Here is a 14,222-nt window from a genome sequence, read left to right on the forward strand (position 1 = left end):
AGCACTGTGGAACCGGCTGTGGGTAACGTGGGAGTAGCTGGCTGGAGGCCTTTGTTTTCGCGGCTTGCAGCGTGGTGGTTGTTTATTGACCAGTGAGTTTTTCGTGACCACTCGAGGGGTTTGTCAACCTGTTTAAAGACACAGGTATATGACCGGAATATGTCACTCCGGCCTGTGGATAAGTCTGTGACTAAACTCTGGAAAGAGTGCCGCAGAGGCCGGAATGACTGGCCTGGAGCCATCGTCCTGAATGCACCGTTTTGAACCGGGCTACATACGGGCTGCGCAAGGTCAAGCAAAAAACTTTTTGAATCGCGCTGAAAGCCTTGTGTAGCGCGGCTTTCAGCTTTTGTACTTGCCCCCAAAGACTGTGGACGGGGCTGTGGATAAGGTGCGCGCACATGGCTGCACGCCACGGCCTGTATGGCTTTCGGCCGATTGGTTGAATTTCGTACAGCATGAGCGGCATTCACCTGTGTTCACAGCGTGTATCAGTTGCCGCCAGCCCGGCAGCCGGGCATTCTGCTGGCTGATTTTTTACCTCGTAGCCCCGCAAGGAGAACACCATGTCCAATACGCTGTTTATTACTGGCGCGACCTCCGGTTTTGGCGAAGCCTGTGCCCGCCGTTTTGCCGAAGCCGGCTGGAAACTGGTGCTCACCGGCCGCCGCGCAGAGCGCTTGAACGCCCTGTGCGCCGAGCTTTCCAAGCAGACCGAAGTGCTCGGCCTGGTGGTGGACGTGCGTGACCGCAAGGCCATGGAAGAGGCGATCGCCAACCTGCCGCCGTCCTTTGCCACGCTGCGCGGGCTGATCAACAACGCCGGCCTGGCGGTGGGCACCGACCCTGCGCCGAAGTGCAGCCTCGACGATTGGGAAACCATGGTCGACACCAACATCAAGGGCCTGCTGACCACCACCAGCCTGCTGTTGCCGCGCCTGATCGCCCACGGCCGTGGCGCTGGCATCATCAACCTCGGTTCCATTGCCGGCAGCTACCCGTACCCGGGCAGCCACGTGTATGGCGGCACCAAGGCCTTCGTCAAACAGTTCTCGCTGAACCTGCGTTGCGACCTGCAGGGCACCGGCGTGCGCGTGACCAACATCGAGCCGGGCCTGTGTGAGAGTGAGTTCTCGCTGGTGCGCTTTGCCGGTGACCAGGCGCGTTATGACGCGACTTATGCCGGTGCCGAGCCGATCCAGCCGCAGGACATTGCGGATACGATCTTCTGGGTGCTTAACACCCCGGCACACGTGAACATCAACCGCCTGGAGCTGATGCCAGTGAGCCAGACCTGGGCCGGGTTTGCGATTGAGCGCGGCGCCAAGGCCTAAGTTCGTCGAGCTGTTGTGGCGAGGGAGCTTGCTCCCGCTGGGCTGCGAAGCGGCCCCAAAAAAGCCAGGGCCGCTCCGCGCCCCAGCGGGAGCAAGCTCCCTCGCCACAGGTTTTTTGTCAGCCTGGAAAATGCGGCAAATCGGCCAAAACAGGACATAAGGTACACTCCACCCCTGAAAACCCCGCCGCGCTGTGCGGTTCAAAGGTTTTGACAGGAGGATATGTGAGTAACCGAGGTGAGCAGTCGCTGCTCAAACAATCGACCATCCTGATGTTCGCCGTGGCGATCGCCGGGATTGTCACAGGGGTGGTGTCGGGCGCCCAATCGATTTTATTCGACGGCTTTTTCTCGCTGATCGCCACCGCCATCAAGGTGCTGATGCTGATCACGGCCAAGCTGATCGCCAAGAAAAGCAACGAACGTTTCCAGTTCGGCTACTGGCACCTGGAGCCCATGGTGCTGCTGATCGAGGGCAGCTTTTTGCTATTGATCGCCATCTACGCGTTTCTCAACGGCGTGTTCGGCATTATCAATGGCGGGCGCGATATCGAGTTGGGCCTGGTGATCATCTATGCGGCGGTGTTTACCGTCGTCGAGTTCGCCTATTTCTTCTACGTGCGTTACCGCAATCGCACGCTCAAGTCGTCGCTGATCCAGTTCGACAACATCAGCTGGCTGGTGGACGCGATGCTGTCGGTGGGGCTGCTGGTGAGCTTCCTGGCGGCGCTGTTGCTCAAGTCCCAGGGCTATGGGCAGTGGGCGGTGTATGTCGACCCGTTGATCCTGATCCTGCTGGCGTTGAGCATGCTGGCGCCGGCCTTCAAGATCCTGCGCCCGGCGCTACGCGACGTGTTGGGGATTGTGCCGGACCAACTGGACGGCAAAGTGCGCGAAGTGATGGAGGCGGCCCAGGCCAGGCATGGTTTCGATGATTACGTGTCCTACGTGCAGAAGCACGGGCGGGCGCGGTTTATCGAGATTCATGTGGTGCTGCCGGCGGATTACCCGGTGGATAACGTCGCCACCCTGGACGGGCTGCGCGAAGAAATATCCACAGGGTTGGGCAAGCCCGACGCGGCCCGCTGGCTGACGATCAGTTTTACCGGGGACCGCAAATGGATTGCGTAAGGCCCAGGTAGCACGTCGCCAAGTGGTAAGGCGTGGTCGACGGCATGTCCCGCCGGCTCACTTGCCCCTTGGCATCCAGGCACTCATTCCAGCCTTTGTCATGCAGGAAGCGTTGTTGCAGCGCCAGCAATTGGCGTTGCAGCACGGCTTCACTGTCGGGCCGCAAGGTCAGCGCCCGCAGGTATTCGGCCTGGGCCCAGATGCGCTGGGTGCCGTCGCGCACGCTGCCGTCCAGGGCGAGCATGCCGCTGACCGCACCGGTCAGGTTATCCACACCCTTTTGCTCGGCATAGGTGAACGCTTTGCTCAGTGATGTGTGCAACGGTGTGCCCCGCAGCAAATCCGAAGATTCCAGCAGGAAGAACCATTCGAACTGATGCCCCGGTTCAAACCAGTTATCCACAGCGCCCAGCGGTTTTTCCATCATCACGCCGTGTTGGCGGTCGATGAAGCGCTTCTGCATGGCGTTGGCCAGGTCCAGCAACGCGTCTTGGGTGACGGCGTCCTCCCGCACGGCCAACGTGGCGAGGAAACCTTCGGCAAGGTGCATCAGCGGGTTTTGCAGAGGGCCAGACTTGAGGGATGACCAGTTACGTTCCAGCACCGCTTCGTACAGGCCGTCGCCGGTGGCGAAGCGTTCGGCGACCACTTCCAGGGCGGCGTCGAGCACCGATTCCACCAGCGATTCACGTACCTTGGCCCAATAGTGGGCGCAGGCGAAGATGATGAAGGCGTGGGTGTAGAGGTCCTTGCGCTTATCCAGCGGCTTGCCGTGGGCGTCGATGCTGTAGAACCAGCCGCCGTGCTCGGCGTCGTGGAAGTACCGTTGCAGGGACCGGAACAGCGCGGCGGCGCGCTCCTCGGCAAAGGCTGCGCCGGGTTCGCCGATCAGGCTGGCAAACAGGTACAACTGCCGTGCGCAGGCCATGGCGCGATAGCGTTGCGGGGGCAAAGGCCGATGATCGGCGTCCAGGGCCTCATAGGGCAGCGCCAGGTCGGCATTCCAGCCCGGGCCTTGCCAGAGCGGCACGATCAGGTCGTGGAAGTGCGTCAACACGGCGGTCAATTGAGGCTTGAGGGCGGAGCTTGGAGCGATGGGCATCGGCTGGCGTCGTCACGGCAGGGGTGTTTGCGCGACATGGTATCAGGCTTGGGGGAAGTGGTGGCTGTGAGTCCGCCATCGCAAGCGCTGAAAATCTCAGGCAGCGAGCAACCAAACCCCAGTCGCCGCCGAAGCCGCACCCGCCACCCGCACCAACGGCGCAGCCGCCGCCGGCAGGAAACGCACCACGGCATAACCGGCAGCATGCAAAACCGCCGTCGCACCCACAAACCCTATGGCATACGCCCAAGGGCTGGACATGTCCGGCAGCTCCAAACCATGGGCCACGCCATGGAACAGTGCAAACAGCGCCGTCGCCGCCACCGCCACGAACAACGGCGGCCGCACCGCCAGCGCTACCGCCAGGCCCAGCGCCAGCACCGACGCGGCAATCCCGCTTTCCAGCGCCGGCAGTTCCAGCCCTTCAAAGCCCAGCATCCCGCCGATCAGCATGGTGCCGACAAACGTGCACGGCAGCGCCCAGCGCGCCGAGCCTTTTTGTTGAGCGGCCCACAGGCCCACGGCGACCATTGCCAGCAAGTGGTCGATGCCGCCCAGCGGGTGGCTGATACCGGCCACCAGGCCGTTGTCGCCATGGCCGGGGTGGGCGAAGGCGAGGGCGGGAGTGAGCAGCAAGGCTGCGGCAGCGAGAAGTGTATTGAGGCGCATGGACAGGCTCCTTGTGGGGGTTGATCAGGCTGCGGTCAGCAAGCCCTGGCGTTCGATGAAGGCGACGATTTCTTCCAGGCCGACGCCGGTTTTCTGATTGCTGAAGACGAAAGGTTTACCGCCGCGCATGCGCTGGGTATCGCTGTTCATCAGTTCCAGGGATGCGCCTACCAGCGGCGCCAGGTCGATCTTGTTGATCACCAGCAGGTCGGATTTGCAGATTCCCGGCCCGCCTTTGCGCGGCAGCTTGTCGCCGGCCGACACATCGATCACGTAGATGGTCAGGTCCGACAGTTCCGGGCTGAAGGTGGCCGACAGGTTGTCGCCGCCGGATTCCACCAGGATCAGGTCCAGGCCGGGAAAGCGACGGTTGAGTTGGTCTACTGCTTCGAGGTTGATGGAGGCGTCTTCGCGAATCGCGGTGTGGGGGCAGCCGCCGGTTTCCACACCGATGATGCGCTCGGGCGCCAGGGCCTGGTTGCGCACCAGGAAGTCGGCGTCTTCGCGGGTGTAGATATCGTTGGTGACCACCGCCAGGTTGTAGCGATCACGCAGAGCCAGGCACAGGGCCAGGGTCAGGGCGGTCTTGCCGGAGCCGACCGGGCCGCCGATGCCGACGCGCAGGGGTTGGGTGTTCATGTGATTCTCCAAGATAAAGTGCCCTAGGAACGGAACAGGCGGCTGTACTGGCGCTCATGGGCCATGCACGCCAGGGACAGGCCAAACGCGGCGCTGCCGTAGTGATTGGGGTCAAGCTGGCTGGCGTCCTGCTGGGCTTGTTGCAGCAGCGGCAGCAGTTCGCTGGTCAGGCGCTGGGCGGCTTGTTGGCCCAGAGGCAGCGTCTTCATCAGCACCGCCAATTGGTTTTCCAGCCAACTCCACAGCCAGGCGGCCAGGGCGTCATCCGGGCTGATCTGCCAGGCGCGGGCGGCCAGGGCCCAGCCCAGGGCCAGGTGCGGTTCGGAACGCTGTGCCAGGAACTCTCGGGCGGCGTCATCCAGCTCCGGTAAACCGTTCAATAGCTGGTGCAGGGAATAGCCCATCTGCCGGCTTTCCTGATACAGCTCGCGGGTTTCACGGCTGGCGCGGTGTTCCTCGCACAACTGCGCGAGGCGTGGCCAGTCCTGTTCGGCGGCGGCCTGGCAGTGGGCGAGCAGCAGCGGCGCTTCGAAGCGCGCCAGGTTGAGCAACAGTTGATCGCTGATCCAGCGCCCGGCACTTGCCGGGTCGGTCACGCGGGCTTGCTCCACGGCCATTTCCAGGCCCTGGGAATAGCTGTAGCCACCAATCGGCAGCTGCGGACTGGCCAGACGCAACAGCGCCCAGGCTGGGTTCATAGGCGTACGCCGAACTGGTGCAGCTTGGGCGGGTAGTTGAAGTCTTCGTCGCCATGGCGGGAGTGGTGGTGGCCGCCGCCATAGGCGCCGTGTTCCGGCTGGAAGGGGGCCTCGATGGTCTCGGTCGTCGCGCCCAACTGATCGAGCATGGCCTTGAGCACGTAGTCATCGAGCAGACGCAGCCAACCGTCACCCACTTGCAGCGCCACGTGGCGGTTGCCCAGGTGATAGGCGGCGCGGGTCAGTTCAAAGGCATTGCCGCAGGTGACGTGCAGCAGTTGTTCAGGCCGGGCGCACACGCGTACGACACGTCCGTCTTCAGCCTGTAGGAATTCGCCATCGTGCAGCGGCGGTTGGCCGCGCTCCAGAAACAGGCCGACGTCTTCTCCGTCGGCACTGAAACAGCGCAGGCGGCTTTTACTGCGGGCTTCGAAATTCAGCAGCAACTCTGCGGCCCAGACGGGTTGGGGGGCGATTCGGCGGTGGATCACCAGCATCAGAAAGCTTCCAGCTATGAGCGATAAGCAAGCTAGAGCAAGGGTCTTGCCAACCACGCGGGGAGTAGGAATTCCCTGTAGGCAGGCGACTTGTGCCACCTGATGGCGCAGGAAATTATTCCAAAATGTTTCATTTTGGTGCGTGGTTGGATTTATAGCACCGGATCCGGGCGCTCGGCGTTGAATTCCATTGCTTGTTGCATGAAATTTCTTTCATCTTTTTTTTTGTTTTGATTGCTTGGGACTTTTCCTACGCACTTGCAGGATTTGCCGTGCGTTGCGTTACGCGCTGTTTCATTAGGATTCCGCTCCGTATTTAATCTTCAGCGGTTTCCACCATGTACAAGTCATTTTTCTGTTTACTCATTGTCAGTTTGTCGCTCGCCATTTCATCTGCTTCGGCCAATCTTCAGCGTGCCCCGGCATTCGCGCCGCCACCTACTATCGACAACGTGATCGACCGCGCCCACGAGCTGTTGGGCACGCCCTATAAATTGGGCGGCTCTTCGGTGAAGCAGGGCTTCGATTGCAGCAGCTTCCTGGTGTACCTGTTCAAGACCGAAGCCAACATTCATCTGCCTCGCACCACCTCGGCGATGCACCGCTCAACCGCGGCCACGGTCAAGCGCAATGCGTTGCAACCGGGTGATGCGGTGTTTTTCAGGGGCAATGGGCGCGGCCAGGTCAGCCACGTCGGTCTCTATATAGGAGAGGGCAAGTTCATCCACTCGCCGCGCACGGGCAAAAGCGTACGCATCGACTCACTGGCCAACAGCTATTGGAACCGGAACTACACCACCGCCAAGCGTTTTCACACTGTGCGCTGAGTTATTCGGTGCTGCCCAGGCCTTGCCAATGCTTGAGGCCGATAAAGATGAAACGCAGCTGCTGGGTGATCTTGGCTTGCGGCGTGAGGTGCGCAGGCAGCGCTTCGGCGGGCGGGTCGATAATGTCGGGCAGGGTGGCGAACACGCTCTTGACGATCAGGTCGGCCATCACGTGCAGGCCGTCGGCATCCAGGTGCTGGAGCTTGGGCATCAGGGTCAGGTCGGCGGCGAGGTCGCTGGCGATGTCTTCACGCAGGGCACCAATGGCTTGGCGAACGGCGAGGCTGCCGCCGTATTGCTCGCGGGCCAGGAACAGGAATTGCGAACGGTTGGCGGCGACCACATCCAGGAAAATCCGTACCGAGGCATCAATGATGCCGCCCATCACGAATTCGTTGTGGCGCACCAGGCGAATCGTCGCGCGAAAGGTCTGGCCGACTTCACTGACCAATACCAGGCCCAACTGATCCATATCGGCAAAGTGACGGTAGAAACCGGTGGGCACGATGCCGGCGGTCTTGGCCACTTCACGCAGGCTGAGGCTGCCGAACCCACGGCCACACTCCATCAGATGGCGGGCTGCGTCCATCAGGGCGAGTCGGGTCTGTTGCTTCTGTTCGGCGCGGGGCAGCATTGGCAGGCGGGCTTTGTGGACAAGGACAGCGACGCACTCTAGCAAATCAGCTTTGCCAGCGTCGAACTTCAAAAGGGAGAAGGGCGTTGCGGTTCACACAAAGTCAAAGCCCGATCGGCTGATCGGGCTTTTTTCCAGGGCCAGCACGGGCTTAGCTCTGTGCTTGATGCAGTTCTGCCAGACGGTCAGCACCGCCTTCCACTACGCCGTCAGCATAAGCGCGTTTGTTGGCGCGGCTCGAACCATCTTCAACCAGGCCTTTCTGTTCCAGGCGATCACGGCCACCTTCGGCAACAGCGTTGCGTTCCATCAGGCGATCAGCGCCACCTTCAACCAGACCTTTCTGTTCCAGACGATCACGGCCACCTTCAGCAACGCCTTCGGTGTAAGCACGTTTGTTGGCTTGTTCCGAACCGTTTTCAGTGATGCTGCCGTTGTAGTCGGTGTTGTTCTTGTCCGAAGCGCCGCTGCGAGCCAGGGTTTGGCTGAAGTGGGAAGCGTCGGCTTTCACTTGTGGGGTGGCCTGTTCAGCAGCTGGCAGGGCAAATGCGCTGGTGGCCAGGAGGGAAAGTGCAAAGCTTGCGAGTATTTGGCGTTTCATGATGGGTTGCTCCTTGGGAGGGCGATAAATTGGGTACAGGGCTAATGCTACTCTTGATAAGTCGATATAAAAGTTCATAAACACAATGGTAATAATCAACAGAATTGATTGTTCCCTGCGAAGGCTCTATCTCGCAGGTCTCAAGCCCGCGCTTTTGCACCGAGGTGGGTATTTTCGACACGAACGTGGGTAACAACGGTGCGTCGTTGATGATTGAAACTGTCTGGTTGGTCAGGAAAGGCGGTTTTTATGAGGAATTCATCAATGGGGTTAAACCCCCGCGCCGTTTGTCAGTCGTAGCCATATAAGCTGTAGTCAAAACGCGCGCCGCAAAGCGCCCGCTCAGTCGTAACCTGGAGTCCTGTGCAATGACGCGCACTCGTAAAATTCTCGCCTGGAGCTGCGCCAGCTTCGTTTTGTTAATCGCCATTGTGGTGTTGGTCCTGGTGTTCTTTGACTGGAACCGGATCAAGCCGCCCCTCAACGCCAAGGTCTCCGAAGAGCTGCATCGACCGTTTGCCATCAATGGCAACCTGGCCGTGGTGTGGCAGCGCGAGCCCGATGAAGGCGGCTGGCGCGCCTGGGTTCCGTGGCCCCATGTGATTGCCGAAGACCTGACCCTGGGCAACCCCGACTGGTCGAAAGCCCCGCAGATGGTCACCCTCAAGCGCGTGGAATTGCGCATCTCGCCCCTGGCGTTGCTGGCCCAGCGCGTGGTGATCCCGCGTATCGACCTCACCGAACCGAGTGCGCAGTTGCAGCGCCTGGCCGATGGCCGCGCCAACTGGACCTTCAAGTTCGACCCCAAGGACCCGAATGCCGAACCGTCCAACTGGGTGGTGGACATCGGCGCCATCGGCTTCGACAAAGGCCATGTGACCCTCGACGACCAGACTCTCAAGACCCAGCTCGACGTCGTGATCGACCTGCTCGGCAAGCCGATCCCCTTCGGCGAGATCGTCGGCGATGCCGACGCCAGGAAAGCCCTGGAAAAAGGCTCGGCGCCGCAGGATTACGCGTTCGGCCTCAAGGTCAAGGGCCAATACCACGGCCAGAAACTCGATGGCACCGGCAAGATCGGTGGCCTGCTGGCCTTGCAGGACGCGGCCAAGCCGTTCCCGCTGCAAGCCCAGGCCAGGATCGGCGACACCAGCATCGCGCTGGCCGGCACCCTGACCGACCCGATGAACCTCGGCGCCCTCGACCTGCGCCTCAAACTCTCCGGCAGCAGCCTGGGCAACCTGTACCCCCTGACCGGCGTGACCCTGCCGGATTCGCCGGCCTATTCCACCGACGGCCACCTGATCGCCAAGTTGCATGAGGCCAGTGGCGCGTCGTTCCAGTATGAAAACTTCAACGGCAAGATCGGCAACAGCGACATCCACGGCAACCTCGGCTACGTCGCCAGCCAGCCGCGGCCCAAGCTCACCGGGGCGCTGGTCTCCAACCAGCTGTTGATGACCGACCTGGCGCCGCTGATCGGCGCCGACTCCAACGCCAAGCAAAAAGCCCGTGGCGGCGAAAGCAAGCAGCCGGCGACCAAGGTGCTGCCAGTGGAAGAGTTCCGCACCGAGCGCTGGCGCGACATGGATGCCGACGTCGAATTCACCGGCAAACGCATCGTCCACAGTGCCGAATTGCCGTTCACCGATCTCTACACTCACCTGGTGCTGAACGACGGGCAGTTGAGCCTGGAGCCCCTGCGTTTCGGCGTGGCCGGCGGCAAGCTCGACGCGCAGATTCGTCTCAACGGGCGCACCACGCCGATGGAAGGCCAGGCCAGACTCACCGCGCGCAACTTCAAGCTCAAGCAGTTGTTCCCGACCTTCGAGCCGATGAAAACCAGCTTCGGCGAGCTCAACGGCGACGCGGACATTTCCGGGCGCGGCAACTCCGTCGCGGCATTGCTTGGCACGTCGAATGGCGATCTGAAGATGTTGATCAACGACGGCGCCATCAGCCGCGGACTGATGGAAATCGCCGGGCTCAACGTCGGCAACTACGTGGTCGGCCGCCTGTTTGGCGACAAGGAAGTGAAGATCAACTGTGCGGCCGCAGACTTCGGCATCAAGTCGGGCCTGGCGACGACTCGCCTGTTTGTGTTCGATACCGAGAACGCGATCATCTACATCGATGGCACCGCGAACATGGCCAGCGAGCAGCTTGACCTGACCATTACTCCGGAGTCCAAAGGCTTCCGCCTGTTTTCCCTGCGCTCGCCGTTGTACGTCAACGGGCCGTTTATCAAACCGAATGCTGGCGTGAAGGCGGTGCCGCTGATGCTGCGTGGTGCGGGCATGGTTGCCTTGGGTGTGATTGCCGGGCCGGCGGCGGGTTTGCTGGCGCTGGTGGCACCGAGCGGCGATGAGCCGAACCAGTGTGCGCCGCTGCTGCAACAGATGAAGGAAGGCAAGGCACCGAAGACGGTGAAAGGCTAGCTGACAAAACCGTGAACCAAATGTGGGAGCGGGCTTGCTCGCGAAGGCGGTGGATCAGTCAAGAATGTTCCGACTGACCCACCGCCTTCGCGAGCAAGCCCGCTCCCACATGGGTTTTGCGGTGTTAGCTGTGTTAGTTACAGGTCCTTCAGAATATCCGCCATGTCGTCGGCGTGTTCTTCTTCCTGGGCCAGGATGTCTTCGAAGATCCGGCGAGTGGTCGGGTCTTTGTCACCGATGTACTGGATGATTTCGCGATAGCTGTCTACCGCGATGCGCTCGGCCACCAGGTCTTCGTAGACCATCTCCTTCAGCGTATTGCCGGCCACGTACTGCGCGTGGGAATTCTTCGACAGCAGGTCGGGGTTGAACTCCGGCTCGCCACCCAACTGCACGATACGCTCGGCCAACTTGTCGGCGTGTTCGGCTTCCTGGGTGGCGTGCTCGAGGAACTCCTCGGCGGCGACATGCGCCTTGACGCCATTGGCCATGAAGTAGTGGCGCTTGTAGCGCAGCACGCACACCAGCTCGGTGGCCAGCGATTCGTTGAGCAGACGCAGGATTTCCTGGCGGTCGGCGTCATAACCTTCGGTCACGGCACCGTTTTCGACGTTCTTGCGGGCGCGGTCACGTAAAGTGGCTACGTCAGACAAATGTGAGTCAGTCATCTCATTCTCCTGGTACTAATCCGGTTTTGCGCCACGCTCTGCCGGCGTGATCGCTCCAAGTTGTGAGTCCCAGGCAACGCAAAAAGTTTTATCGGATTTTACAGAGCGTGCCCCGACAGCCGCGCTTCCTCCTGCAACCACTCAAAAAACGCCCGGACCGGCGGGTGCCGTTCCCGTCCCGGTACGCACAGGGCGCTGTAGCCGGCGCCGTTGACGCGGACCTGTGGCCGGTAAGGCACCAGCAACCCGCTGGCGACGCTTTCCGATACCAGGATATTGCTCGCCAGCACCAGGCCCTGGCCGGCGATGGCCGCTTGCAGGGCGTAGTGTTCTTCGTCGTATTCGCGCAGCGGCGAAGCGGATTGCAACCAGTTTTCCCCGGCCTTTTCGCACCAGGCCTGCCAGCCCAGGGCGTACAGCCTGGAGTTGTGCCAGCGCACACTGATCAGGGTCGGGGTGCGCTCGGGCGCCAGGGCGACTTGTTCGGGGGAGCCATACACGGCGAAACATTCGTCGAACAGGCACAAACCGTAGAGGTTCGTGTAGTTGTCGATGCTGTAGCGGATCACCAGGTCGACGCTGGCGTCCTGCTGCAAATCGACGACGGCGCAGTTTGTGTCCAGGCGCAGGCTGATATCCGGATGGGCGGCATAGAAGCGCCCGAGTCGCGGCACCAGCCACAGAGCGGCAAATGCCGGCGTAGTGGAGAGCGTGAGATTGCCGGCGCTGCGCTGCGGGCGCAGGGTGTCGACGCTTTGCGCGACGTCCAGCAAGGCGCCGTGCAGGCTGTGGAACAGGCGCTCGCCGCGTTCCGTCAGGCGCACCTGGCGCGGCAGGCGCTCGAACAGCGGCACGCCGAGCCAGGTTTCCAGGGAGCGAATCTGATGGGACACCGCCGTCGGCGTGACCGACAACTCCTGGGCGGCGGCCTTGAAGCTCAACAGGCGCGAGGCCGATTCAAAGGCGCGCAGGGCGGTCAGGGGCAGCGAGGCAAACATGTGTGACTCCATGGATGAATTCAGTTCATCCAAAACAACTATTGCTCATTTGTGAGGGTGGCCGCTCGGCTCTAGATTTATGCGCAACAGAGGCAGCCATTCAGGTTGCCTGAGTCTAGCGTGTGAAGGCCTACAGATGAAAAAAATGCTTGCGATCCATTCCAGCCCCCGCGGCGAACGTTCCCACTCCCGGCGCCTTGCCGAGGTGTTCCTGGCCGCCTGGCACACCGCCAATCCCGACGCGCAGTTGACCCGCCGCGAAGTGGGCCGGGCGTCTATCCCCCACGTCAGCGAAGCGTTCATTGCCGCCAGCTTCCACCCGGAGCCGCAGGCGATGCCGTTGTCCATGCACGCCGATTTGCAACTGAGCAATGAGCTGGTAGCCGAGCTCGTCGAGCACGAACTGCTGGTGATTTCCGTACCGATGTACAACTTCGGGATTCCCAGCGGCCTCAAGGCCTGGATCGACCAGATCGTGCGCATGGGCCATACCGTGGACATCACCCAGGACAGCCAGGGCATCGCCCAGTACCAACCGTTATTGTTGGGCAAAAAGGCTTTGATCATCACCAGTCGCGGCGGCAGCGGCTTTGGCCCGGGCGGGGAAAACGAGGCGATGAACCACGCCGATCCGCACCTGCGGACCGCGTTGGGGTTCATCGGCATTGAAGACGTCACGGTGATCGCCGCAGAAGGCGAAGAGTCCGACCCGAGCGTTTTCCGCCGTTCCTGCGATGCAGTCGAGGGGCAACTGCGCGACCTGGCCGGGAGCTTCTGAAGTGTCGTGGCTTTTCCTCCTGATCGCCGCCGGCTTTGAGGTGACCTTCGCCATGGGCATGAAGTACGCCGACGGCTTCACCCGGCTGTGGCCGTCGCTGGTCACCGTCGTCGCGGCCGTGGGCGGGATCTACTTCCTGACCCTGGCCATGCGTGAGTTGCCGGTGAGCATGGCCTACCCGATCTGGACCGCCATTGGCTCACTGGGCACGGTGTTTCTCGGGTTTGCGCTGCTGGGGGAGAGTCTGACGCTGATCAAGCTGGTGTCGGTGGGCTTGATCGTCGCCGGAGTGGTGGGGCTCAAGTAGCTTCCTGCGCGCTGACATTGCTGCGAACCGGCGTCGTCCAGCGCTCCGACAAAATCACCCCGCCCAGGGTCAGCAAGCCGCCCACCAGGTGATACATCGCCAGTTGCTCCTTCAACACCACTGCGGCAATCAACGCGGTGATCAGCGGCAGCAGATTGAAAAACAGCGTGGTGCGGCTTGGGCCGAGGGTCTTCACCGAATGCATCCAGGCCAGCGGCGCGAGCATCGAGGCCAGCAGGCAGGCGTACAGCACCAGCGGGATATTCGACCAGCCAAGGCCTGCCTTGTCGGAGAGCAGGAACAGCGGAAACAACACCACCACCGCCACCAGCACCTGCAGGTACAGCAACACCAGTGGCGGCAAGCGCAGCTGCCATTTTTTCAGCAGGGTGCTGTAGACCGCGTAGGCGAGGGTGGCCACCAGCATCATCGCGTCACCCATATTCAGCCCGTGTTGCAGCAGGGCGCTGAGACTACCGGCGGAAACCACCACTACCACGCCGGCAAACGACAGCACGGCACCGGTCAGGGCGCCGAAGGTCAGGCGCTGGCCAAGGCTGATGATTGCGGCGGTGAGAGCCATCAGTGGCATCAGCGAGAGGATAATGCCCATGTTGGTGGCCGAGGTCAGGTTCGCGGCGTAATACGCCAGGCTCTGGTACACCGCCATGCCCAGCACGCCGAGGATGAAGACCTTGCCCAGGTTGGGACGAATCAGCGGCCAGTTGGCGATGACGGGTTTGAGCATGAACGGGGTAAACAGCAGGCCGGCCAGCAGCCAGCGGTAAAAACCGATCTCGGCAGGGAAAATCGTCCCCACCGCGAGTTTGTTGACCACGGTATTGCCGGCCCAGATAAAAATGGCCAGTAACGGATAAGCGTATTGCATCGAAAGGAACCAA

General features: G+C 61.5%; 16 protein-coding genes. 6 read left to right on the forward strand and 10 right to left on the reverse strand.

What is annotated here, in order from left to right:
• Positions 1-566: 566 nt before the first annotated feature.
• Together HX811_RS23640 and HX811_RS23645 are read left to right on the forward strand one after the other, a co-directional pair.
• Complete coding sequence (locus HX811_RS23640; RefSeq protein WP_003217437.1) at positions 567-1,334, forward strand: SDR family oxidoreductase; 768 nt, start codon at positions 567-569, stop codon at positions 1,332-1,334.
• Between the two features lie 224 nt (positions 1,335-1,558).
• Complete coding sequence (locus tag HX811_RS23645) at positions 1,559-2,464, forward strand: cation diffusion facilitator family transporter (protein ID WP_102367988.1); 906 nt, start codon at positions 1,559-1,561, stop codon at positions 2,462-2,464.
• Here the strand turns inward: HX811_RS23645 and HX811_RS23650 are convergent.
• From HX811_RS23650 to ureE, 5 genes are all read right to left on the reverse strand, one after another.
• Positions 2,436-3,566, reverse strand: coding sequence for an AGE family epimerase/isomerase (locus tag HX811_RS23650; RefSeq protein WP_177047593.1), 1,131 nt, complete (start codon positions 3,564-3,566; stop codon positions 2,436-2,438). The genes HX811_RS23645 and HX811_RS23650 overlap by 29 nt on opposite strands.
• Before the next feature lie 96 nt (positions 3,567-3,662).
• Positions 3,663-4,235, reverse strand: a complete 573-nt coding sequence (locus HX811_RS23655) for a HupE/UreJ family protein (protein ID WP_087692463.1) — start codon at positions 4,233-4,235, stop codon at positions 3,663-3,665.
• A gap of 24 nt (positions 4,236-4,259) precedes the next feature.
• Positions 4,260-4,874, reverse strand: a complete 615-nt coding sequence (ureG, locus tag HX811_RS23660) for an urease accessory protein UreG (protein WP_003217431.1) — start codon at positions 4,872-4,874, stop codon at positions 4,260-4,262.
• Between the two features lie 23 nt (positions 4,875-4,897).
• Positions 4,898-5,572 carry an urease accessory protein UreF gene (locus HX811_RS23665; RefSeq protein ID WP_003217429.1) on the reverse strand — a complete coding sequence of 225 codons (675 nt, stop codon included), beginning with the start codon at positions 5,570-5,572 and terminating at the stop codon, positions 4,898-4,900.
• The gene (gene ureE, locus HX811_RS23670) at positions 5,569-6,069 is read right to left on the reverse strand and encodes an urease accessory protein UreE (protein ID WP_008439076.1); all 501 of its coding nucleotides are present in this window, start codon (positions 6,067-6,069) and stop codon (positions 5,569-5,571) included. The genes HX811_RS23665 and ureE overlap by 4 nt, the downstream gene beginning before the upstream one ends.
• Before the next feature lie 338 nt (positions 6,070-6,407).
• Here ureE and HX811_RS23675 point away from each other — a divergent pair, with 338 nt between their 5' ends.
• A complete protein-coding gene (locus HX811_RS23675) occupies positions 6,408-6,896 on the forward strand; it encodes a C40 family peptidase (protein WP_177047595.1) in 489 nt (162 codons plus the stop codon).
• A gap of 1 nt (position 6,897) precedes the next feature.
• Here HX811_RS23675 and HX811_RS23680 read toward each other — a convergent pair whose 3' ends face one another.
• Complete coding sequence (locus tag HX811_RS23680) at positions 6,898-7,530, reverse strand: TetR family transcriptional regulator (protein WP_003217423.1); 633 nt, start codon at positions 7,528-7,530, stop codon at positions 6,898-6,900.
• A 151-nt stretch (positions 7,531-7,681) separates the two neighbouring features.
• Positions 7,682-8,131: a hypothetical protein gene (locus tag HX811_RS23685; RefSeq protein WP_003217421.1), complete on the reverse strand. Its 450-nt coding sequence runs from the start codon at positions 8,129-8,131 to the stop codon at positions 7,682-7,684.
• A 368-nt stretch (positions 8,132-8,499) separates the two neighbouring features.
• Between HX811_RS23685 and HX811_RS23690 the strand changes: the two genes are divergently transcribed.
• Entirely contained in the window at positions 8,500-10,569 is a 2,070-nt protein-coding gene (locus HX811_RS23690; protein WP_177047597.1) for an AsmA family protein, read from the forward strand.
• 137 nt (positions 10,570-10,706) lie between these two features.
• Here HX811_RS23690 and HX811_RS23695 read toward each other — a convergent pair whose 3' ends face one another.
• Both HX811_RS23695 and HX811_RS23700 read right to left on the reverse strand, forming a co-directional pair.
• Positions 10,707-11,237, reverse strand: coding sequence for a bacterioferritin (locus HX811_RS23695; protein ID WP_003217418.1), 531 nt, complete (start codon positions 11,235-11,237; stop codon positions 10,707-10,709).
• A gap of 98 nt (positions 11,238-11,335) precedes the next feature.
• Entirely contained in the window at positions 11,336-12,247 is a 912-nt protein-coding gene (locus HX811_RS23700) for a LysR substrate-binding domain-containing protein (RefSeq protein WP_177047599.1), read from the reverse strand.
• A 124-nt stretch (positions 12,248-12,371) separates the two neighbouring features.
• Here HX811_RS23700 and HX811_RS23705 point away from each other — a divergent pair, with 124 nt between their 5' ends.
• Both HX811_RS23705 and HX811_RS23710 read left to right on the forward strand, forming a co-directional pair.
• A complete protein-coding gene (locus tag HX811_RS23705; RefSeq protein ID WP_087693121.1) occupies positions 12,372-13,013 on the forward strand; it encodes an FMN-dependent NADH-azoreductase in 642 nt (213 codons plus the stop codon).
• Between the two features lies 1 nt (position 13,014).
• Entirely contained in the window at positions 13,015-13,320 is a 306-nt protein-coding gene (locus tag HX811_RS23710) for a multidrug efflux SMR transporter (RefSeq protein ID WP_177047601.1), read from the forward strand.
• Here HX811_RS23710 and HX811_RS23715 read toward each other — a convergent pair.
• On the reverse strand, positions 13,313-14,209 hold the full coding sequence (locus HX811_RS23715) for a DMT family transporter (RefSeq protein ID WP_134325654.1): 897 nt from the start codon (positions 14,207-14,209) through the stop codon (positions 13,313-13,315). The two genes, HX811_RS23710 and HX811_RS23715, sit on opposite strands and share 8 nt — an antisense overlap.
• Positions 14,210-14,222: the final 13 nt, after the last annotated feature.

Source organism: Pseudomonas sp. F8002 (assembly GCF_013385495.1).
Classification (GTDB): Bacteria; Pseudomonadota; Gammaproteobacteria; order Pseudomonadales; family Pseudomonadaceae; genus Aquipseudomonas.